Source organism: Klebsiella sp. 141162, from assembly GCF_050600755.1.
GTDB lineage: Bacteria > Pseudomonadota > Gammaproteobacteria > Enterobacterales > Enterobacteriaceae > Klebsiella > Klebsiella aerogenes.
Genome location: NZ_JAQIRI010000001.1, coordinates 1,260,355 through 1,281,948 on the forward strand (window position 1 = coordinate 1,260,355; position 21,594 = coordinate 1,281,948).

Here is a 21,594-nt window from a genome sequence, read left to right on the forward strand (position 1 = left end):
CCAAATGCTGCGTTTCCTTTCCATTGGTTTTAGCTGGTAATAAATAATCAATCCAGAACCTAACGATTTCTCAATTTTTTGCATTTAAAATAAGACAGCCATCAATGGTTCACTTAATGTAAGATTTTACGATGTCAAATTCAACAATGTGGTCTATCTTTATAACCATTTTAGTTTTGGGGTGGTTCTTATACAGTATAATGAAGTCAGGAAATAATGATGAGAAGTTTCGTAAGGAAGGCATTAAAGTTGAAGCTAAAATCATTAGTAAACAACATATAAGTACCTCTGGCACCGGAAATATGAAATTTAAGTTTGAATTGGAATTTATGACTCCCGATGGAGTTGTCGTCACATATGCTCGTCGCTTTATAACTCCGGAAGAAATGGTTAAAATTGGTAGGAAAAATACAGTTTTTTTATATTACCTCCCAGGTGCCCCTGAAAAAGTCTACCTTGTTCCTGGAGATATGGAGTAAACTATTGATGATAGTTTTTGTTAACAGCACGGATGCAACCCTATGAATGTCATCACGGAATCATCTTTTATCTTTGGCATTGTGGTGACAATCATAGCATTAGGTATATCATTCGCTGCATTCAAACCGAATAAATCTGAAGTCTCAGCAATTAAAAACTGGTTATCGAGAGATAAGTGGTCCGGTCAAACAATCCAGGTTCCGCTAGAATCATGGCGTCAGACAGAAACAAAGTACGGCAATGATTATATTTATGATTTCTATTTTAGTGCAAATATAAACGGTTATGTAAAAAAATACATTGCGAAAGGCATTGTAAGACCCGGTGACATTCATAAATTAAAGAAAGGAATGTTATTATCAGTAAAGTACAGTAATGACACGCTTGTAAAGATAACCGTTACTTCCGTTAATTATTAAATGTGTAATGGTGCTGTAGTATTTGATATTTCATTCTACCTATAAAATCACAACCTGGAATTGATTAAATGGATTTTCTAAATACAAAATGGTTTTATATTCTGCTTGTGGCATGCCTTATAGCACTCTATATTATTGGGCGGAATTTTCGTAGTTCCGTTATCCCTATGATCAAGGCTGGGTTTATTGAAAGCGCTGTTCTTAAAACAGGAATCGCAGTAAATGCCGATATTATTGCATCTCATCAAACTAGTATGTGGGGTGGAAATAAGCCAATATACCATTTGACCTTAAAATTTAAAACTCTTGAAGGTGTTGAAACCGAAGCGAGTGTTGATATGGGGCTAAGCTTTGAAGAAATTGAGAGATTTAAACCCGGCAATGGGACAACAATAAAATACGACGCTAAAAATCCTAAACGAATCGCAATTTATGACAGACCATTATTTTTATAATGTGACAATTATTTATATTTAAAACCTAAAAGAGCTAACAATGAACTTTATTTATCAACACTCTTTGTTAATTGTTATTGCATCGGTTGCATTTAGCTTTTTTCTGTTGTTCGGTTCGTTGCGAAGTCTCAAAGGACAGGGCGGGGACCTTACTGAAATAAAAAACTGGCTAAGCCGTGAGCGCTGGCCCGGTGAGATAAAAAACGCATCTCTGGTAAGTTGGCGTCAAACTAACGCGACCAATAATTTTGATTATTATTTTGTATTTACCTTTGAGGCGAACATTGAGGGTACGACAAAACAGTATAATGCTGCCGCCGTGGTACGTGCTTCAGAAATCCCCAAATTAAAATCGGGACTTCAATTAACTATAAAGCATGAGGGCGTTCCGCCAAAACGAATGGCTGTTATGGATGTGGATTATGAATAAACAGGGTATCCACTAGACTTCTATGCTCGTGGCCATTTAGGTGGCCACTTAAAAACACTCACAGAATTTCTAATATGTGGTGAACTTCATCATTAATGGATCATTATGTTTGACTCTATGTGGGAAACATTAATATTAGCCATTTTAATTTTGTTTGGTTTGTTCTTATATTGTTATCGTTCAGGCTCCAATTATGATAAGTTTAAGGCAAATGGCATTCGTACCGAGGCTAAAATATTAAGCATGGAAAAAATTGGCGCGAGTGGCGGAGGGAGCACTAAACTTAAAATGGAATTATCTTTCAATACTGACTCAGGTCTGGTGACGGCAACGGCTAAACAGTATATTTCCCCGCAAAATATGGTAAAAATCATGAGAAACAATACTATTTACATCTACTACATGCCTGATAATCCCAAAGAGTTATTACCAACACCTTGGGAGATGGAGTGATGGAGTCTCTCTATATTGTGAGAAAACCAAGATGTCTTTTTACCTAAAATCATGAATTGTGAAGCCTGAACTGAAACCCACCAGGGATAATTATGTCATTTGAAAAATGGATCACCAATATGTCTCCAGGGGAAATGATACCCGTGATTATTGGTTTGTCAGTAAGTATATTATTCATGATAGCCACCTATTTCACATTCAGAAAGTCATCGTTACAACTAAAGTCAGTGAAAATCTTTTTAAAACGCGAGCGCTGGCGAGGAGACTTACTGAGGTCGCGGATTGAATTCTGGCAACAAACTAATGTAATGCTCGGTAATAATCTATTTTTCGATATATATTTTCGCATCGATGAAATGCCTCAATTATTTTGCGCCAAGGCGCTGATTGCACCAGCACAAATACATCTATTACGTAAAGGGCTGTCCATTGTCGTTAAGAAAGGACGCGGCAATAAGATTGCTATTATGCAAATCGGTGATGTGGGTTAATTCACTATGGATATACTCTTTTTTATCGTCATGGGGCTGATTGTCCTGGTGTTTGGTATCTATCCCATGGCCCGTTTTCTTTATCAGGATGTTTACCCGTACTTAAAGGATAGTTTTACCCACAGTGAGGTCCTGCAATCAGGGATTGCGGTCAACGCGGATATCATTGCCGCACACCAGACCAGCGCCTGGAGCGGAAGTAAACCGATCTATCGTATCACCTTTAAGTTTAAGACCCGCGAGCAGGTTGAAGTTCAAGCTAGCCTGAATCACACCCTGAATTTCAGCGACATTGAACGTTTTAAGCCGGGTAATGGCACAACGATTAAATACGATCCGGCGAACCCGCAGAGAATTGCGCTATATGACAGGCCGCTTTTTTTGTGACAGCTAATCAGGAGATAACATGGAAATTGTCTCTACCATAATGCTAACCATGGCATGGGCCATTCCGCTGGTAGTATTGCTCTTTGTGGCCTGGGTTGCGATGCAGAATATACGCTCTGCGCGACAAGATAAAAAAACGAAAATGAATAGTGTCAATGTTAAGGCCACCATCCTGCAGATCAAATACGATCGCGACCAGCGAATTAATAATCACTACTCAGCCATTTTGACCCTTCGTTATCATTGGCATGAGCAAGAACTGCAGGGCATCCGCGGCGTTATATTCCCCGCGCAAGACCAATCTGAGGTTCAGGTGAATCAATTAATCAATATTCGCGTTCACCATGACGACCCACAACATTTCTACTACCTCGATTATCGTAATGTCTGATGCTAAGCATCAATTCCCCTTAAGAACCTATCGCATTAGGGCTATATGAAAATCATTAAACCCTTACGCCTGAGCGTACTGAACCGGCCATTCCGCTGGCAGGGCAAAAATTATCTTGGCGTTTCGGTGCTGGCGTTGGCGGATATGGGGCCAAACCCGCAGCTGCGCCCCGAGATGGAACTGTGGCAGCTTGCCGCCGACGAACTGCAAACCAGCGCCGGCGTGGTGGATATGGCCATCCCTAAAGTCCGCGCCGAATTTCTTGCCACCGGTTTTGCCTATACCCATCATCAGCAGGAAAAAAGCGCCTGCGTGGCGCGCATCGATATCGACAAACTGAGTAAGTCGTTGGTGGTGTTCGGCGATCGCGAGTGGACGGGGCAACGTATGACCCGACCGCAGCCGTTCAGCGAAATGCGCCTCGACTGGAGCCGCGCCTTTGGCGGCGGTGATTATGCCGACAACCCGCACGGTCTTGGTGTCGCGCCGGTAAAACAGCAGGGGCGCGAGCATCATCCTCTGCCGAATATTGAACCACTGGAGGGAAGAGTAAGCTCGCCGCAGCAGAAACCGCAGCCGGCAAGTTTTGGCCCGTTGGATATTCAGTGGCCGCGGCGCTTTAGCCGAATGGGCAAAAAATATGATGCCAGTTGGCTACAACAGGAGTTTCCCGGTTTTGCCCGCGATATTGACTGGAAAGTCTTTAACGCCGCCAGTTCGGATCAATGGTGGGAGGATCGGGATACCTTGCCGCCAGGGGCGAAATGGCGGATCTGGAATATGCATCCAGAGAAACCAATGCAGGAGGGCCAGTTGCCGCCGTGGCAGGCTCGCTGTTTTATTCATCGCCAGCGCGCGGATGAAACGCTATTCGAAGAAATTGCCTTACGCGCCACCACGGTATGGTTCTTTCCCCATCGGGAACAGATGATGCTTATCTGGCAGGGGCACATTCGTATCAATGAAGACGATGCCGCCGACGTCCTGCAGCTGATCCCGGCGCTGGAAAAAGAGGGTGCCGCCCGTTCGCTTAATCACTATCGCAAGGTACTGGCCCAGCGAATGGATAAAGAGAAGGGCGCGCTCTTCTCCTTTCGCGAAAAGGATCTCATACCGGAAGAGACCATCGGCCCGTGGATCGACAATGAAATTGAACAGTCGCCGAGTCCGCAGCAGGAGAATATGAAAAACCGCGCTCGTCTGCTGCGTGAACAGCACCGCGCCGCCATTGAAGCCAGCGGCGGTGATATCGATAGCCTGTTGGCGGATATCGACGAGCCCACGTTGCCTAAGCTTGAAGACCTGCCGGAGTTTATCGCCGACATGGAGCGTCAGGCGCAGGAAATGGAGAATGATGCGCAACAGCGCAAACGTGAGATGGAGGCGCAATATCCGCAGTTGAATAACGATGAAAACCAACCGCGCGGCCCCGAATCCATGCACCGGATGCAGGAGATGCTACATCAGCACCAGCAGGAACTGAGCGAGAAGAAGCGCGCGCAAACGCGCGAGGCGCTACATCAGATGTACCTGGCCGCGGTGCAGCATCAGCCGCCGGCGGTCCGGCTGAAGGGCGATCTGGCGATGATCCTGCGCCAACGCGCCGAGCGTACCATGGCGCAGGGCGGCAATTTTAGCGGGATGGATCTGACCGGCGTTGATTTTTCCGGCATGGATTTTCGCGGCGCCAATTTTGAAAAGGCGTTACTGGAATGCGCGGACCTCAGCCACTGTCAGCTGGATAACGCCTCTTTTCAGGGGGCCGTGCTGGCCAGAACGGAGCTACAACATTCGTCGCTGCGTAACTGTGATTTTAGCGGCGCCAGCCTGGTACTGGCGGAGTGCCATCAAAGCGACTTCACCGGCGCTCGCTTTGAAGATAGTCAGCTACAGAACGCGCTGTTTGCGCAATGCATTTTCGATAACGCGACGCTAAAAACGCTGATCCTTCGGGAAATCAGCCTGATTGACTGCCGTTTTCAGCGCGCCGAGCTGGATGGCTGCGTCTTTATGGAACTGACGCTGGCACAACCTGATTTCAGCCACGCGCGGCTGCACAAATGCTCGTTTTTACAATCTGAACTGGAGCATGCCATTTTCCATCAGGCGACGCTGGAAAGCTGTTCGCTGGTGCAGACCCGAGCGGAGCGCGCTGATTTTAGCGCTGCAACATGGCTAGCCAGCGCTGCGGTGTCGGAAAGCTCACTTATCGGCGCCGACTTCAGCCACGCAACGCTGCAGCAGAGCAATTTGCGCCAGACGCCATTACAGGGCGCGTGCTTTGCGCTGGCAAAAATCGAAAACAGCGATCTGAGTGAGGCCGATTGCCGTGATGCCAGCTTTGTACGCGCTAATCTGGTTGGCAGTCTGTTTGTTCGCACCGATTTTCGCGAGGCCGATTTTACCGACGCTAATCTGATGGGCGCGCTGCTGCAAAAAAGCCAGCTTGCCGGGGCCAACTTCGAAGGCGCCAATCTGTTCCGCGCCGATCTTTCACAATCCTTTACCAGTAAAACCACGCGGCTGGACGGCGCATGGACCAAACGCATTAAAACCCTGCCAAAGCGCGATGGAGAAGTGATATGACGATACTGAGCCCGGAGGAGATCGTTCAGCGCATCAAAAACGGCGAGCCACTCAATGAAATATCGCTGGATGGTATCAACCTGCAGGGCTGCGATCTCTCCGGCGGACTGTTTCAGGAGGTGTCGCTACGCGGCGCTAATCTGCAAAATGCCAATCTGCATGAAGCCCTGTTTACCGAGTGCCAGCTGCAGAACCTGCAGCTGCAAGGCGCCCAACTTAAGCAGACGACCTTCAATCAGTGTGAAATGGCCCATCTTCAGGCCGCTGAAACCACGCTTGATAGTTGCGTGTTTAATCAGTGCGACCTGCAAGAGAGCGATTTCTCGGCAACGACGCTGCAAAGCAGCCAGTTTATGCGTTGCCAGATGAGCAGGAGCCGTTTTCGCGGTTCAACGCTGGAACGCAGCGTGTTTTATGAGGCTGACCTGACTCACGCCAGCTTTGCGCAAAGCCGCGGTCTGTTGACCACCTTTTACCATATTGATTTGCGGGACACCGCACTGGACGGAATGCAGTGCGACCGGCTGGTGTTTTTCCAGTGCGATCAGCGCGGCAAAGACTATTCAAGGCAGGGCTTTACCGGCTGCCAGTTCACCGATTGTCCGCTGGACGGCGCGAAGTTTAACGCCGCCCAGTTAACCCAGTGCAATTTCAAAGGCGCGTCATTGCGTGAAGCAGAGCTCAATCAGGTGAATGCCAGCCAGGCGCTGTTTATGGAGGCCGATCTGCGCGGCGCCCAGTGTCGCGGCAGCCGGTTCGACCAGGCAATATTTGTCGGCGCGATACTGGAGCAGGCCGACTTTAGCCAGAGCAGGTTGTTCCAGAGCGTTTTACAGCGGGTTCAGGCCGCCGGAGCGCGATTCGCGCTCTGCGATCTGACGTGGAGTGATTTTTCCGCCGCCGACCTGCGCCAGGCGGATCTGCGCGGCGCGACCTTTTCCCGCACCCGCCTGCATCGCGCCCGCCAGGACGAAGCGCTGTTTACCGGCCGTCAGGGGATTCTGGAATACGATGAAGAGTTATTAGCCGCTGAGGCGTGGAGCGCCCAGCGCCACAGCCGTTGTTAAGGAGACAACAGATGACAACTATTAATCACAAACTGGCCCAGGCGGCGATGCCGCCGGCGCAGGCTTCCGGCACGGTGACCCATTGCTTTGCCGACGGTAGCGTGACCGTCGAGAGCGAAGGGCGCGGCTGGCACTGTCGGCGAGCGGTCAGCTGTCTGATCGCGCCGCAGGCTGGCGATCGCGTACTCATCAGCAGCGTGGACAACCAGATCTGGCTGTTAGCGGTGCTGGAGCGTGATGAAAGCCGCCAGGCGGAGCTCAGCGTACCGGGTGACCTGCATATTCAAAGTCAGGGGGAACTCAGCCTCAGCGGTCAGCGCCTGTGCGTCAATGCCGCGCAGGGGGACTGCCATATCAGCGAGATGAACTACAGCGGCGATAAACTCTCGGCATGGGTGACACTGTCACGTATTGTCGGCAAGCGCGCCGAATCGGTCTGGCAAACGGTGACGCAAATTAGCCACAATCTGCTGCGCACCACCCGGCAGACCGAGCAGGTGCGCGCCGGGCAGTTGGATATGAAAGCGGAAGATTACGCCCGGCTGCATGCGCACAATACGGTCATCACCTCAAAAGCGATCACCAAAGTCGATTCAGAACAGATTCATATGGGCTAAGGAGCTAATCATGTTTGCCAACTGCCAGCTTTTCGGTGTCGATTTAGCCTTTCCCGACGTCTGTCTGACGCCGATGCCGGCGCCAACGCCGATTCCCTATCCGGATATCGCGCTGGGGCCGACGGCGATCCCTAACGCGCTCAATATTCTGTTTATGGGCATGCCCGCGCACAATATGGCGACGGTGACGCCGCTCACCAACGGCGATAACCCCGGCGTGGCGACCGGGGTAGCGTCAGGTACGGTGATGGGACCATCGCGTCATCTGACCGGCGCATTTACCGTGCTGCTGAAAGGCACGCCGGCGACGCGTCTAACCAGCGTTAGCCTGCAAAATTCGACAAACGCGGTCGGTATGCGCATCGTACCCAGCCAGTTCAAGGTATTGATGCTGGCGCCGTAAGCTGTCGGCTATGCGAGAAAACGATTACAATCGCCCAACTGAATCACTTTTTGTGCAGAGTTATAAGGGTCAAGATGAATCCGAGCGTCATTCAGTGGAATGAAGACAATTTCTCGCAAGTTGAACGCTATAACGGCGTGGCTGTTGTGCGTTTTCATGCGCCGTGGTGCGGCCCTTGTCAAAGCAGCGAAAGTCTTTTTCTCCAGGCGGCCGACCGGCTACCGTCTGATGTTTTAGTCGGTACAGTAAATGTTGTTCAGGCTCCGGTGCTGGCGGCGAAATATAGCGTCTGGGGGTTACCCAATACGCTTGTTTTCCGCGATGGTCAGGTGGTGGAGCGTCTCAGCGGCCCACAAACATTCAGCACTATTTTGGCAGCGATAATTCGCGCCCAGGCCCTCATCTGATGTCGATAGTTTCTCCGATAGTGGGGCCCGTCTTCTACGATCTCCTGCAGCATGGTCGGGAGATAGACCGCGCTATTGCGCGCCGGGACGCCAGCTTGCTGAATCACTCCACGCCAGGACTTGAACGCTACTTTTCGCGTCCACCAGGCGAACTTCCCCGGCAAAACCCATTTCCGGTCGCCGCGCTATTCCCACTGTTCTTAGTGGCTTTTGCATTCAACTTGCTACCATTTTTGCAGACGCTCCCGCCATTCTCGGCACCGATACGGGTAGCGAGTTTTTTTGTACCGGCGCTGGTGATAATATTTTTTCTGTTAACCAGCGGCGTGTTGCTGGCTCGCGGTTATACCCTCGGGCTGAAGGGATTTCTGGCGTTATTTCTTCTCCTCTCAGCGTCAACGGTGGTGCAAGCATTGCGAGCGATGGTTAGCGCAGGTGAAAGTCTCTGGCCGCTGGCGTTCGCCGCGCTGGCATTACTGTGTTGCCGGCTAATATTTAACCGCCAGGGATTCGTGCTGTACGCGATTTATTGTCGTAGCCAGCGGTTGGCTCTTCTCGCGGGCACACTACGCCGGCAGCGTAAATAGAGAGCGGCGAAGACGGTGAGCAACCCCTGACTATCAACGGATAGCCAGGGGTTTTGTTTATTGCGGGTAGTTAAACGCGTCAGGATGGTTTTCAAGGCTGCCGCTCAGCGCGGCAAACAGCACGGTTTTGCCATCAATCGACAGCGCATCGCTGACGTTAAGCCAGGTCAGTTTTTCCTGCGATGTTTTCTCATCTACCACCGAGAAGACGCCCGCCATCTGTTTGGATTTTTCCGACCAGATCACGGCGATACGTTCGCTACCACAATCGTGTGGTTTACAGGCGCTTAATACCTGCCAGGATTCAGATCCCAGTTTCACGGTTTGTGCCGGGGATCCGGTACCACCGCTGTTAACCCAGGCCGGGAGTTTATGGCCTTTAACCATCTGGCTGAACGACGCTTTGGTCGCATTATCTTTGGCAAGTGAAGTCAGCGTGACATCACTTTGCGCCATGACGCTGGCGGATGCAGTGAGTGCGATGATGGCGGCAAGTGCTTTGAACATGTTTCCTCCTGGAGTTGATATGTCCTCATTTCGGGCCCCTTAATAGTGGGCGCAGAGCATCATTAATGCAAATGAACATATTTATACAATGAATGTGATCCCCCGCGCAAAGCGTGGACTTATGCGGCTTTGACATGTCATGATGCACATTGGTTAAATTTTTGTATTAATAGCTGATAGTAAATGGCTAATACAAAAGGGCATATTAATTCAGGCGATAACGCATGGCGTATTTGAATCATCTGTTGACGTTTATTGAAAGTAATCCGGCTCTGGCGATCGGCTTTAACCTTATTCTGCTGGTCGTCTCCGGCATCTTTGCCCATCTTTTGTGCAAGTTTTTGCTGATTAAAGTGATACGCAAGGTGTTCTTCGCCAGCCATAAACAGGACGTGCCGCTGGAAAAAGACCGCCGTATCGCCGAGAAACTGTCAAACTTCATTCCGGTTATTATCGTCTACTACGTTCTGCAGTTTATGCCCAATATGCCGGCATCGCTGGTAACGGCGATTAATACCATCTGCGGAATTTTGTTTTTTATTTTTCTGTCGATCTTCTTCAACGAAATGCTGGATATCGTCAATAGCTCTTATCTGCGTAAGACCAAACGTAAAAACCACTCCATCAAAGGCTATATCCAGATAGGTAAAATCTTAGTTCACATTCTGGCCGCGATAATGATCCTCGCCGTGATGTCGAATAAATCACCGGTGATTATCATTTCCAGCCTCGGCGCCGTCGCGGCGGTGCTGATGTTAGTGTTTCAACATACCTTGCTGTCGCTGGTGGCCAACGTCCAGCTATCGTCCAACGATGTCCTGCAACTGGGCGACTGGATCGAAATGCCCGACAAGAACCTGAGCGGGGAAGTGACGGATATCGCGCTGCATACCATTACTATCCGTAACTGGGACAACACCATTTCGCGTATTCCGACCAAGAATTTCCTCACAGAAACGTATACCAACTGGCAGGCGATGTTCTCGTCCGGCGCACGACGGATCATGCGTAGCATTAATATCGATCAGCACTCGGTAACCTTCCTGAATCAGGAGATGTTAACCCCGATGCTGGCAATCCGCGGGGTGAGTGAGCCGCTCAGTAAATTACTGGATGGCCGGGATCCGGGCGGCGTCGCGGATCGCTGGTTTATTGATAACGGGTTGACTAACCTGACGCTGTTTCGCCATTACCTGATGAGCTATCTCGCCGAACGGCCAGATATCATTAAAGATATGTACATCGTGGCGCGGACGTTAAAACCGTCGCCGTCCGGGCTGCCGCTGGAAATCTACTGTTTTACCTCCTCGACGCTATGGATGGATTACGAGAACACGCAATCCGCTATTTTTGAATACATTACCGCCGTGGCCGGGCAGTTTTCACTGCGTCTTTACCAGTATCCCGCCGGGCATGATTTCTGGCGCTTATCGCAGGAAAACAGTTTACGGACGACGACACCGCCGTCGACGGAAGGGCCATAATTGGCGCGTATATCCATCTCGACAACAGGATGTTCAGAGGATGCTGAAGTTCATTAAATACAGTTTGCTGCTCAGTGCGGTCGTCAGGGACAGAATAAAAACCAACGATCCGCAGCAACTGGAGAAGCTTAAAGACAGATTAAAAGACCGGATGGGTATTCCGGTCGGCTGGCATATGTCAGGAATACCGCTGATAGGGGCAATGATTCTGAGCATGTTCGCTTTTGCCCTGGCTCAACCTTATCTCTGCCTGGCGATGTTCGATCTATTTGGGCTGCCGCAGTATGCCGTGATGGCGGCGATTGTGCCTGTATCGCTAATTTATAGTCTGGTAATGGTTCTGGCGATGTACTTTGTTGCCAGAGGCAATTTTCTGGCGCTTAAATTATCACTGGCTTTGATGGTTTTTAGTGGTCTGGTTGCGAGTGTTTATTTTCTTTCTGTTTGCCTCGGGGCATTATTCGGCGCCGGACTAAAACCAGGATTTCTCATCAGCGCCGTGCTGGGACTATTATTTATGTTCGGCTGTATCCGATGCATAAATAGCCAGACTTTTTACCGTGCAAACGCCCTTTATTTACATAACAGGGTCTGGCGAAAACAGCTTAATATACGGCGCCAAATGCAGCGCCGCGCTTCACGTTAGAAAAGGGTTCGCCTGGCCTTATTTTATAAATCAATGAGCAGATTCGTGCTGCGGCTGCGGGAGCAGCACAGCGCGACATGCTGCACGATGGTGGATTTTTCTGCTGCTGACTGCACCGTATCACGATGGTCCACCTCTCCCTCAACCACTCTGGTCAGACAGGCGCCGCAAATTCCCATCTCACAAGAGAGCGGCACTGCCACACCATTTTCCTGCAATACCTGCGCGATGGTTTGATTGGCGGCGACGGGCCAGCATTGGCCAGAAGAGGCGAGCGTCACCGTAAACGTCTCTTCTGGCCGGGCGTCGTTCGCGGGCATTGACGCCTGAAATGCCTCTTCATGGATCTGCTCAGCCTGCCAGCCTTGTATTGCCGCCGCCTGGCGCGCGGCGGCCATAAATCCCGCCGGACCACACACGTAAAGCCGATCCTCACGGTGAGGAACGCTCAATCTGCCAGCCAGATTTTCTCGCGGGCTCCCGCCTTCAGCGGAGCTATAAATCCTCACGTTTTCTGGCGCCAGCTTGCGGGCAATCGCGGCTACCAGGGCGCCGTTTTCAAGGCGTTTGAGGTAATACTGTAAGGTAAACGGATTTCCCTGCGCCGCTAACGCCCGCGCCATGCTATACAGCGGCGTAATGCCAATCCCGGCGGCCAGCAGGGTGACGTGTCGCGCCGTCTGCAGGGCAAACTGATTTCTCGGCGGTGATATCATCAGCCTCTGACCCGGTCGCAGCGTCTCATGGATGTAGCGCGAACCGCCGCGCGATTCTGCCGCTCTCGCCACGCAAATCAGATAACGCTCCAGCCTGCTGTGGCTGCCGGTGAGTGAATACTGACGGGTTACGCCGCTCGCCAGATGCAGATCGATATGGGCGCCGGGCTGCCATGCGGGTAATGGACCGCCGTCAGCCGTCACCAACGTGACCGCCAGATTATGTTCGCCTTCACGCCAGAGACCATCGACAACCACCTCAATCAGAGTACTCATCATATAACTCCTTGCTCAGACCAGGAAAAATTCACCGAAACCCAGCCGCTTCAAGCCGCGACGGTAGGCAATTGAGCTACGGTCGGCAGGAATATGTGCTTCCAGGGTAAGATCCAGAGGTAGCGTCTCCGGACGCTGGCTCTCTACCATCAGCCGGTCTTCTTCAAACACGCGAAGGTTGAAGGCGTAGACTTCCTCCACCGGCACATGCAGGTCGAAATTGCGGGCGATAGGGGCAAACATTCGCGTGACCCGTGATGAGACGGGCGAGGCGGCATTCATAATTACCAGCCGGGCTTCGCCGGGGAAATGAATCGTCAGGGTGGCGGTAAAGGGCAAATGCATCTCAAAGCGACGCAGCCATTGAAAACCCTCCGGAGCGCGGTAGCCGGCGCTTGCCGGATAATTGCCGACCGTACTCCAGTAGTCGACGACAAACCCATTTTCCGTTTCCTCAGGCAGGTAGTCAGGAACCTGTTGATTATCCGCATCGGCGAAGGTGTCGGTATGGATCCACGCAAAATGCGCCACATCAAGAAACCCTTCAACCTGACGGCCTGCGAAGCCATTGACCTCAAAAGCCGGGCAGGTCAGTTGCTGAAATCCGTCGTCTGCCCAGTGCGGCATGGTCGGTAACTGCGGGGGATTGTCAGCATCATAATCGAGACAGACCCACACCAGACCATAGCGCTCTTCCGCCGCGTAGCTGGTCAGATTTAATTTCGCCGGTATCGGCTGATTTGGACTAGAGGGGATTCGGTTACAGCGGCCATCTTCCCCAAAGCGCAGGCCGTGATAAGGGCAAATGATACCTTCTTCGTCATGAAAACCTAACGTCAATGGTACCCCGCGGTGGGGGCAGGCGTCGCGGGCGACCACTACGCGTTCGTGCAGGCGATAGATTACCAGCTTTTCATCCAACAGGGTTGCCTTCATCGGTTGCCGGCCGATATCCGCGCTACGCGCCACTGGATGCCAGCATTTTGCCAGCCGCAGCCAGTCCTGGGGTTCAAAGGTGCAATGCGCGGGCGGCATAAGCGGTTGTCTGTTCATCGTTTTGCTTCCTGATGGCTAAAGTGATTGTTTAATTGTTGTGAGTTAATTGTTGCCATAGTAGGGTGTTGACATCCATCAGCATTAATTCAGCTATCCGTTGCAAAAATCAGTACAGGTAACCGATGAGTCCTTTCTCACGCTTTGCTCGCTATTTTATGGAAGTGGCCCGCAGCGGCAGCCTGCGTCGGGCGGCGGAAAAACTGCATATTTCGGCTTCGGCGATTAACCGCCAGATACTGCAGGCTGAAGCGTCCTTCGGCACGCCGCTATTTGAACGGCTGCCGGAAGGTTTGCGGATGACCACCGCAGGCGAGTTGCTGTATGACAATCTGCTGCGCTGGCAAAAAGAGTTTCGCGTAACCCAACAGAAATTTGATGAACTGCAGGGGCTAAAACGCGGAACGGTGAATGTCGGTATGGTGCAGGCGCTGGCCGAAGGGAGTTTTGCCGCGGCGCTGGCAGAGATTATCAACCAGTGCGAGTGGCTTGAACTGATGTTGCAGGTCGCCGATAGCCAGAGCATCAGCGACAGAGTGCGTCAGGCCGATGTCGATTTTGGTCTGATCCTCGATCCTGAAGGTCAGGCGGGTCTCAACGTACTGGCGTTTATTGAAATGGAAGTCGGGGTGGTACTGCATCCGCACCATCCTTTTGCCGCTGCGCCCGCGATCTCGCTGGGGGAACTTAGCGATGAACGGCATATTATTCCCGGCGCGCCGTTAATAGTGCATGACCGGGTGACAATGCTCTATCGCCATTATGATTTTTCGCCGCCCAACACCGTTAGCTGCAATGATATTCGTCTGATTAAATCGCTGGTGCTTAAAGGCGGCGGGGTGGCGGTCCTGAGCCTGCTGGACGTGCAGGACGAGGTAAACAACGGTTCGCTGGCGTTTGTGCCGCTACGTAATAAGCTGCTGCGGCCTTTGACCCTGGCGCTATGCACCGCGCCATCGCGCCAGCTATCTCGTCCGGCGCAAATGGCGATTCAAAAACTAACGCTGGTGATGGAGGAGATGCGTAACGCTGCTCACTCTCAGCCTAATGGCCCGCCCTGAATGGTTTCGCACAAGCCATTGATAATACGCTCGCCGGTTTCCGTTTTCAGTTCCTGATACCAGGCTTTGGTTAACGCCATATCTTTACCGTGGGTGATATCACAGCGTTTACGCGCTTTGAGCACCAGGTCACGCACCCGTTCACAGCGCAATGCTTCGTACTGGCGCAGCGCGGTGACAATATCGCTGTTTTCGCGTAGTACATTCCCCAGCACGACCGCGTCCTCCATCGCCGCGCAGCCGCCCTGGCCAATATCCGGCGTGGTGCTGTGTCCGGCATCGCCCAGTAGCGCCACCTTGCCACGTACCAGCTTATCAAAAGGTTCAATATCGTGAATTTCTATCCGGTTGGTGGTCTGCGGGTCGAGGGCGGCGATAAGCTTTTGCACCGGCGGCGCCCAGCCGGTGAAGTAGCGGGTTAAATCGTCGCGCAGGGTGAGGCGATCTTCCGCTAATCCGGCCGGCAACGGCACATCGAAGAAGAAGTAGAAGCGTCCGCCCGCCACCGGCATCAGCGACACGCGTTTCCCTTCGCCAACAAACGTCGTCCACTGATCGGCGGGAGCAATGGACTCATCAATATCGACCAGACCATTCCAGTTAACGTAACCGGCATAGCGGCGTTCCGGCGTATAGCCGAGCACATATGGCCGCAGCGCCGAATGACTGCCATCGGCGGCGATGACCACATCGCCGTGCGCCTCGCTACCATCGGTAAACCAGACGGTTACGCCGTCGGTATGCTCTTCCACGCGGGTAACCCGCTTGCCGAACCGCACCTGCTCACGCCCCCAGAAATCGAGCATCTCGCGCTGCAGTTCCGTTCGCGACACAGGCGAAGGGCGGCCCTGCGTACGTTCAACCAGCGGCGCGAGGCTGAACCGTGTGAGCGTTTCCCCGCGTTGATACTCCTTATACGCCAGATAATGCATCGGGCCGCCATAAGCGTCGATGATCTCGCCCATCCCCAGGCGGTTCATACACTTGACGCCGTTGGGCCAGATAGAGATCGCGGCGCCAACCGGCTTAATCTCTTTTACCGCTTCGAACACTTCGCAAGCGATGCCTGCATTACGTAGCGCCACCGCGGCGCTCAACCCGCCGATTCCCGCGCCAATCACGATTGCTTTCATTGTCTTCCCCTTAGGTGTGTTGTTTAAGGGGTTCAGCAATTTGCATACCAGGTAGCAGAACCTGCGAAATCAGCGGAAAACGGACGGGTGATGGCGGGGAGATGCACCAAAGGAGGGCAAATTTGCGATTATGTTGCCTTTTTATGAATCAAAGATTTCTTTTGATGAATTAAGGAATCAAAAGTTTCAGCGCCCCGCGCCAACGATCGTTACAGAATACCCGCTCTTTAATTTAGCTATTTCACTGATAAATAAAAGATAAAGCTATTATTACGTGGATAAAGATAGAGGGAATAAGCAATGTGGCCTGCTTTGTGCACTACATCGTGAACGCTTATCCACGACGAGACGGTGACCCCATGTCTGATGAAAAGAACAGCAACCTGCTTTATGGCCTAGAGCAGCGCATCCCGCCGCTGCCGGCCTTTTTTAGCGCCTTACAGCACGTGCTGGCGGGGCTGGTCGGCATTATTACGCCGCCGCTGATTATTGGCGCCGCGCTGGGACTTGGCGAATGGCTGCCATATTTAATTAGTATGTCGCTAATAGCTTCCGGGATTGGCACCTTTCTTCAGGCTAACCGCGTCTGGGGGATCGGCGCGGGGATGATCTGTATGCAGGGCACCAGCTTCGCTTTTCTCGGCGTAGCGATTGCCGGCGGCATGTGGGTCAAAGCGCAGGGAGGCGGTCCGCAGGACATTATGGCCATGCTGTTCGGCGTCAACGTTGTTGCCGCGCTGGTACCGGTCGTCGTCAGCCGCTTTATCGAACCGCTGAAAAAACTCTTTACCCCGATTATTACCGGCAGCGTCATTGCGCTGATCGGCATCAGCCTGATAAAGGTCAGTATTATTAACTGGAGCGGCGGCGAGCACGCGACGGATTTCGCCAGCCCTGGCAATATCGCATTGGGCGGCGTGACCTTAGGGATTATCGTGTTATTAAGCTGCGCGAAAAACCGCTGGCTGCGTTTATCGTCGGTGGTCGTCGGCATGGCGGTGGGCTGTATCGCCGCCGCGTTGAGCGGGAAATTTCATCTGGCGCCGGTCGGCGAGAGCTGGTTTCGTCTGCCGGCGATCTTTCCTTTTGGCTTTCAGTTTAATAGCGCCATCTTTTTACCGGTCGCGCTGGTGTCGCTGGTCTGCATTCTTGAAGCCGTCGGCGATTTAACCGCCAACTGCCTGATCTCAAAACAGTCCATCGATGATGCCGCGTTTCGCTCACGCCTGAAAGGCGGGATCCTCGCGGATGGTATTAGCTGCCTGATCGCCGCGGCGATCTGCGCGTTTCCCAATACCACCTTCGCGCAGAATAATGGCGTCATCCAGATGACCGGGGTCGCCAGCCGCTATGTCGGGCGTTATATCGGCGTATTGCTGATCCTGCTTGGTCTATTTCCGCCATTTGGCGAAATCCTGCGCCAGATCCCCACGCCGGTGTTAGGCGGCGCGACGATGGTCATGTTTGGCTGTGTCGTGGCGGCCGGGATCCGCATTATCACCCAGACCTCGCTAACCCGCCGCGATATGCTGATTGTGGGCCTGGCATTTGGTTTTGGCCTCGGCATTGAGGCGGTTCCCGCTTTCCTTGCCCATTTCCCGCCCATCATCGGCAATCTGTTTGGATCTGCCGCTACCAGCGGCGGGCTGGTGGCGATTGTATTGAATCTGATTATTCCGCAAGAGAAAGCCGCCATGACGGCAGCGGCAAGGAGCAATGATGATAACACTCAACCACTTTAATCAGCTGCCGCAGGCGCAAGCCCTGCGACTGCTCGAACCCTGCGTGGCGCTCCCCGCCTGGCGCGAAGCGCTGGCGCTGGGGCGCCCCTATGCCACACTGACGGCCTTAACGGACCGCGCACAACAGCTGATGCAGCACTGGGGGGAGGCGGACCTGGCGCGGGCGCTCTGCGCCCACCCGCGGATCGGAGAGAAGCCGACAGGCGGGGAAGCGCATGCCGCGCTGTCTCGCCAGGAGCAGGCGGAGGTTAATGCCGACGATGCCGCTATCGCCCGGGCGCTGAAAGAAGGGAATGCCCGTTACGAAGCCCGCTTTGACCGTGTGTTTCTGATCCGCGCCAAAGGGCGCAGCGCCGCCGAGATCCTGCAGGCGCTGACCCAACGGCTGACGCATAATGACGCGCAGGAAATTGAAGCGGCACTGGAACAATTACGTGAAATCACCTTACTCAGACTGGCGGGAGTTATTAGCGCATGATCACCCTGAGCACCCATATTCTTGATATTTCCACCGGCAAGCCTGCACAAGGCGTGGCGGTCACCCTGTTATGCGAAGGGCGCAGCCTGGCATCAGGCGTGACGGACAGCAATGGCCGTCTGGGCGAGCTGGCGAAGGGACAGCTGCGTCCCGGAAACTATCAGCTGGTGGCCGAACTGCAATCGTGGTTTGCGCGCGATGGCCGCCAGACCCTGTACCGACAGGCGCAGATCGATTTTATGATTACCATTGATGACAAAGACCATTTTCATCTGCCTTTTTTAATTGCCCCCGGCGGCTGGTCGACCTATCGCGGAAGTTAAATTGAGTCCGCTGCCCGGTCAGAATACAGTGCCGGGCAGCGGTTCATCCTTCGTTACACCATACCTGTTCGCCATTGACCCAGGTCTCACTAATGTTCCGTTCATCGCCTAAGGTCATTAACACGAACAGCTGTTCATACACATCCTGACAGCGGGCGCTGCGCAGTCTTTGTAGCGGTGTCACCGCCGGGTCGATAACCACCAAATCGGCCTCTTTTCCCGACTGGAAATTACCTATTTTGTCATCCAGGCGTAACGCGTGCGCGCCGCCCAACGTCGCATGATAAAACGCTTCGCTGGCGCGCAGGCGATAGCTCTGTAGCTGCGCCACTTTATAGGCCTCGCCGAGAGTACGCAGCAGGCTGAAGGTGGTCCCGGCGCCAACATCGCTGCCGATGCCGATCCGGACCTGATGTTGCCAGCTGGCGGGCAGGCGAAATAGCCCGCTACCCAGAAACAGGTTTGACGTCGGGCAAAAGGCGATTGCCGAACCGGTCTCATGCAGACACCGCCACTCTTTCTCCGCCAGATGTATCCCGTGGGCGAAGACGCTGCGCGCTCCGGTCAATTGATAGTGATGATAAACATCAAGATAGTGCTCATGCTCCGGCCATAACTGCTTTACCCACGCTATTTCATTTAAGTTTTCACTCAGATGGGTTTGTAGCCAGGTATCGGGAAACTCCTCCCGCAGACGCTGAACCGCTTGCAAGAGTTCCGGCGTGGAGGTGGGGGCGAAACGCGGCGTAATGGCGTAGCCCAGACGACCGCGCCGGTGCCAGCGCTGGATCAGTTCGCGGGTCTGGCGATAGCTTTGTTCGGCGGTTTCGGTTAAATACTCCGGCGTATGGCGATCCATCATCACCTTACCGGCCAGCAGGCGCATGTTCAGGCGCAACGCCTCGGTAAACAGGGCCTCCACGGACGCCGGATGAAGCGTACAAAATACCAGCGCGGTGGTGGTGCCATGGCTGAGCAACTGGTTGACAAAAAACCGGGCGATATCTGCCGCGTACCGTTCATCGGCAAACTGACTTTCCACCGGGAAGGTATAGGTGGTCAGCCATTCCAGCAGCTGTTCGCCAAAGGCGCCGATCATTTCGGTTTGAGGATAATGAATATGGGCGTCGACAAACCCCGGCAGCAGCAGTTTACCGCGCAGATCGCGATAGCCTTTCTGTGGATCGAGTAATGCTTCGCCTTCCTGCCATGGCAGTAGCGCCTGAATCTTTCCGGCGTAAATAAACAGCACGCCATCATCAATATATCGCGCGTAGCGGGCGATATCGTCAGCGCTGGCGGCGGGTTGGCTAATATCAAAAAACGCACCGCGTAGCGCGGTGTGGTATTCCAGCATGTTGCCGCCTTATTTGAGTGTGGAGATATCTATTACGCAAATGTTTTGCAAATTTAATGCCAGAAGGCCGCGACAGATGCCGCGGCCGGGCGGGATTATTCTTTCTGCGCCAGCGCGCCGGGGGTAAAGCGGGCGGAGGAAGCGGCCTGCCGCTCATCGCGGGCAATCCAGCGATACAGGCTGCCGCTTAGCAGCACGCCGATGAACCAGCTAAAATTGGCCACTTCATGCAGAGCGGGAATAAAGCTGATAATCAGGCCAACCGCTACCGAGGGCAGCAGCGCGGCGATGGCCTTCGGGTTAAAGCCGTTGCGGTACCAGTATTTGCCTTTCGGAGTGTCATCGAACAGATCGTTGACCGATACCTGCCCGCGTTTAATCAAATAGAAATCAACCAGCAGAATGCCGAACAACGGTCCGATAAACGCTCCCAATACATCCAGGGTGTAGTGGATAAGCTCAGGGGAGTTGAACAGGTTCCACGGGGTGAGCAGTATCGAGCCGACGGCGGCAATCATCCCGCCGGTGCGGAAGCTGATTTTTTGCGGCGCGCAGTTGGAAAAATCAAATGCCGGCGAGACGAAGTTGGCGACAATATTGATGCCGATAGTGGCGGTGATCATGGTCAGCAGGCCGATGGCCACCGCCAGATCGTTACCCACATGGCTCACCGTTTCAATCGGGTCGGTGATCATCCGGCCAAATAAAGATTGCGTCCCGGAGACGATCACTACAGTCACCACCGAGAACAGCAGGAAGTTAAACGGCAGCCCCCAGCGGTTACCGCGGCGAATTTCGCCCATGCTTCTGGCATAACGGGAGAAATCGCCAAAATTAAGCAGCGGACCGGAGAAGTAGGAGACCACCAGCGCGGTGGCGGTGATCATCTGCCAGCTTTGCTCGCCGGTGGTCAGCGTCTTACTGGCGAGGGTAAAGGAGATACCGTCGAGGCCTGTCTTGTATACAATCCAGCCCGCCAGCGCCAGCATCACCACATATACCGCCGGGCCGGCGATGTCGATGAAACGCTTAATCGCGCTCATGCCGTGCCAGAACACCATCGCCTGCAACAGCCACATGGTAGCGAAACAGAGCCAGCCAAGCGATGAAAGACCCAGCAATGAGGTTTGCGTCATTGCCGCCAGCGAGGGCCAGAACTTCAGCAGCACCAGCATCAAGGCGTTCGCAGCCAGATAGGTTTGGATCCCGTACCAGGCGAAAGCTATCAGTCCGCGTATCACCGCCGGAATATTGGCGCCGAAGACGCCAAACGCCTGACGACAAATGACCGCATAGGGCACGCCGGCAATCTGGCTGGGTTTGGCCACCAGATTAGCGCAAAGCTGGACGATAACAATTCCGGCCAACAGGCAGATAAGCACCTGCCAGCTCGCCAGCCCCAGCGTAAAGAAACTCGCCGCCACTACATAGCCGCCCATGCTATGCACGTCCGACATCCAGAAAGAAAAAATGTTGTACCAGTTCCAGTTTTGCTCGCGCGTCGGCGCCAGATCCTCGTTGCAAAGACGCGGGCTGTAGCCTGATGCCGGGTCACCGGCGTTGAGCTGATGCGTGTTTTGTGTATTTGGCATGGATCCTGCTCCTCTGAAGACAAACGTTGTGCCGTTGATAGCGGAAGGCGTTG

The 21,594-nt window shown here is 53.1% G+C and carries 26 protein-coding genes; 20 read left to right on the plus strand and 6 right to left on the minus strand.

The window, feature by feature from the left end; all coding sequences use genetic code 11:
- The first annotated feature begins 131 nt into the window (after positions 1-131).
- The 14 genes from PGR23_RS05890 to PGR23_RS05955 all read left to right on the plus strand — a co-directional run bounded on the left by PGR23_RS05890 (position 132) and on the right by PGR23_RS05955 (position 9,173).
- Entirely contained in the window at positions 132-479 is a 348-nt protein-coding gene (locus PGR23_RS05890; protein ID WP_225526355.1) for a hypothetical protein, read from the plus strand.
- A gap of 42 nt (positions 480-521) precedes the next feature.
- Entirely contained in the window at positions 522-899 is a 378-nt protein-coding gene (locus tag PGR23_RS05895) for a hypothetical protein (protein WP_047048436.1), read from the plus strand.
- 68 nt (positions 900-967) lie between these two features.
- Positions 968-1,354 carry a DUF3592 domain-containing protein gene (locus PGR23_RS05900; protein ID WP_042897410.1) on the plus strand — a complete coding sequence of 129 codons (387 nt, stop codon included), beginning with the start codon at positions 968-970 and terminating at the stop codon, positions 1,352-1,354.
- A gap of 40 nt (positions 1,355-1,394) precedes the next feature.
- Positions 1,395-1,784 carry a hypothetical protein gene (locus tag PGR23_RS05905; RefSeq protein WP_063447103.1) on the plus strand — a complete coding sequence of 130 codons (390 nt, stop codon included), beginning with the start codon at positions 1,395-1,397 and terminating at the stop codon, positions 1,782-1,784.
- Between the two features lie 105 nt (positions 1,785-1,889).
- Positions 1,890-2,237: a DUF3592 domain-containing protein gene (locus PGR23_RS05910; protein ID WP_047048433.1), complete on the plus strand. Its 348-nt coding sequence runs from the start codon at positions 1,890-1,892 to the stop codon at positions 2,235-2,237.
- 92 nt (positions 2,238-2,329) lie between these two features.
- The gene (locus tag PGR23_RS05915) at positions 2,330-2,728 is read left to right on the plus strand and encodes a hypothetical protein (RefSeq protein WP_047079165.1); all 399 of its coding nucleotides are present in this window, start codon (positions 2,330-2,332) and stop codon (positions 2,726-2,728) included.
- A 6-nt stretch (positions 2,729-2,734) separates the two neighbouring features.
- On the plus strand, positions 2,735-3,115 hold the full coding sequence (locus tag PGR23_RS05920) for a DUF3592 domain-containing protein (RefSeq protein WP_047048427.1): 381 nt from the start codon (positions 2,735-2,737) through the stop codon (positions 3,113-3,115).
- A gap of 19 nt (positions 3,116-3,134) precedes the next feature.
- Complete coding sequence (locus PGR23_RS05925; RefSeq protein WP_396279680.1) at positions 3,135-3,506, plus strand: hypothetical protein; 372 nt, start codon at positions 3,135-3,137, stop codon at positions 3,504-3,506.
- Positions 3,507-3,551: 45 nt separating this feature from the next.
- Positions 3,552-6,092: a DUF2169 family type VI secretion system accessory protein gene (locus PGR23_RS05930; protein WP_396279681.1), complete on the plus strand. Its 2,541-nt coding sequence runs from the start codon at positions 3,552-3,554 to the stop codon at positions 6,090-6,092.
- The gene (locus PGR23_RS05935) at positions 6,089-7,159 is read left to right on the plus strand and encodes a pentapeptide repeat-containing protein (RefSeq protein WP_063415316.1); all 1,071 of its coding nucleotides are present in this window, start codon (positions 6,089-6,091) and stop codon (positions 7,157-7,159) included. The genes PGR23_RS05930 and PGR23_RS05935 overlap by 4 nt, the downstream gene beginning before the upstream one ends.
- 11 nt (positions 7,160-7,170) lie before the next feature.
- A complete protein-coding gene (locus PGR23_RS05940) occupies positions 7,171-7,776 on the plus strand; it encodes a DUF3540 domain-containing protein (protein ID WP_020078770.1) in 606 nt (201 codons plus the stop codon).
- Positions 7,777-7,786: 10 nt separating this feature from the next.
- On the plus strand, positions 7,787-8,179 hold the full coding sequence (locus tag PGR23_RS05945) for a DUF4150 domain-containing protein (RefSeq protein ID WP_015366584.1): 393 nt from the start codon (positions 7,787-7,789) through the stop codon (positions 8,177-8,179).
- A gap of 74 nt (positions 8,180-8,253) precedes the next feature.
- Complete coding sequence (locus PGR23_RS05950) at positions 8,254-8,586, plus strand: thioredoxin family protein (protein WP_213797218.1); 333 nt, start codon at positions 8,254-8,256, stop codon at positions 8,584-8,586.
- Positions 8,586-9,173, plus strand: coding sequence for a hypothetical protein (locus PGR23_RS05955; protein ID WP_396279682.1), 588 nt, complete (start codon positions 8,586-8,588; stop codon positions 9,171-9,173). The genes PGR23_RS05950 and PGR23_RS05955 overlap by 1 nt, the downstream gene beginning before the upstream one ends.
- Positions 9,174-9,230: 57 nt before the next feature.
- On the opposite strand, the gene ivy is transcribed toward PGR23_RS05955, so the two are convergent.
- Complete coding sequence (ivy, locus tag PGR23_RS05960) at positions 9,231-9,680, minus strand: Ivy family C-type lysozyme inhibitor (protein ID WP_047079170.1); 450 nt, start codon at positions 9,678-9,680, stop codon at positions 9,231-9,233.
- Positions 9,681-9,904: 224 nt separating this feature from the next.
- Here ivy and PGR23_RS05965 point away from each other — a divergent pair, with 224 nt between their 5' ends.
- Positions 9,905-11,164, plus strand: coding sequence for a mechanosensitive ion channel family protein (locus tag PGR23_RS05965; protein WP_045394337.1), 1,260 nt, complete (start codon positions 9,905-9,907; stop codon positions 11,162-11,164).
- A gap of 40 nt (positions 11,165-11,204) precedes the next feature.
- The gene (locus PGR23_RS05970) at positions 11,205-11,810 is read left to right on the plus strand and encodes a hypothetical protein (protein ID WP_396279683.1); all 606 of its coding nucleotides are present in this window, start codon (positions 11,205-11,207) and stop codon (positions 11,808-11,810) included.
- A 23-nt stretch (positions 11,811-11,833) separates the two neighbouring features.
- Here PGR23_RS05970 and PGR23_RS05975 read toward each other — a convergent pair whose 3' ends face one another.
- Positions 11,834-12,802 carry a PDR/VanB family oxidoreductase gene (locus tag PGR23_RS05975; RefSeq protein ID WP_430915617.1) on the minus strand — a complete coding sequence of 323 codons (969 nt, stop codon included), beginning with the start codon at positions 12,800-12,802 and terminating at the stop codon, positions 11,834-11,836.
- Positions 12,803-12,817: 15 nt separating this feature from the next.
- Entirely contained in the window at positions 12,818-13,855 is a 1,038-nt protein-coding gene (gene hpxD / locus PGR23_RS05980) for a molybdenum cofactor-independent xanthine hydroxylase subunit HpxD (RefSeq protein ID WP_396279684.1), read from the minus strand.
- Between the two features lie 125 nt (positions 13,856-13,980).
- Here hpxD and hpxR point away from each other — a divergent pair, with 125 nt between their 5' ends.
- Positions 13,981-14,916, plus strand: coding sequence for a LysR family hpxDE operon transcriptional regulator HpxR (gene hpxR / locus PGR23_RS05985; protein WP_213797222.1), 936 nt, complete (start codon positions 13,981-13,983; stop codon positions 14,914-14,916).
- Here hpxR and hpxO read toward each other — a convergent pair.
- Positions 14,895-16,049, minus strand: a complete 1,155-nt coding sequence (hpxO, locus tag PGR23_RS05990) for an FAD-dependent urate hydroxylase HpxO (protein WP_047067531.1) — start codon at positions 16,047-16,049, stop codon at positions 14,895-14,897. The genes hpxR and hpxO overlap by 22 nt on opposite strands.
- A gap of 359 nt (positions 16,050-16,408) precedes the next feature.
- Between hpxO and PGR23_RS05995 the strand changes: the two genes are divergently transcribed.
- The 3 genes from PGR23_RS05995 to uraH are packed head-to-tail and all read left to right on the plus strand — an operon-like array spanning position 16,409 to position 18,592.
- Complete coding sequence (locus PGR23_RS05995; RefSeq protein WP_396279685.1) at positions 16,409-17,791, plus strand: nucleobase:cation symporter-2 family protein; 1,383 nt, start codon at positions 16,409-16,411, stop codon at positions 17,789-17,791.
- Positions 17,769-18,269 (plus strand): 2-oxo-4-hydroxy-4-carboxy-5-ureidoimidazoline decarboxylase, encoded by a 501-nt coding sequence (gene uraD / locus PGR23_RS06000; protein WP_047056833.1) that lies wholly within the window; start codon positions 17,769-17,771, stop codon positions 18,267-18,269. The genes PGR23_RS05995 and uraD overlap by 23 nt, the downstream gene beginning before the upstream one ends.
- The gene (gene uraH, locus PGR23_RS06005) at positions 18,266-18,592 is read left to right on the plus strand and encodes a hydroxyisourate hydrolase (RefSeq protein WP_348876635.1); all 327 of its coding nucleotides are present in this window, start codon (positions 18,266-18,268) and stop codon (positions 18,590-18,592) included. Before uraD ends, uraH begins: the two co-directional genes overlap by 4 nt.
- Before the next feature lie 43 nt (positions 18,593-18,635).
- Here the strand turns inward: uraH and guaD are convergent, their stop codons facing one another.
- Together guaD and PGR23_RS06015 are read right to left on the minus strand one after the other, a co-directional pair.
- Positions 18,636-19,949 carry a guanine deaminase gene (guaD, locus tag PGR23_RS06010; protein WP_396279686.1) on the minus strand — a complete coding sequence of 438 codons (1,314 nt, stop codon included), beginning with the start codon at positions 19,947-19,949 and terminating at the stop codon, positions 18,636-18,638.
- A gap of 95 nt (positions 19,950-20,044) precedes the next feature.
- Entirely contained in the window at positions 20,045-21,541 is a 1,497-nt protein-coding gene (locus tag PGR23_RS06015; protein ID WP_396279687.1) for an NCS1 family nucleobase:cation symporter-1, read from the minus strand.
- Positions 21,542-21,594: the final 53 nt, after the last annotated feature.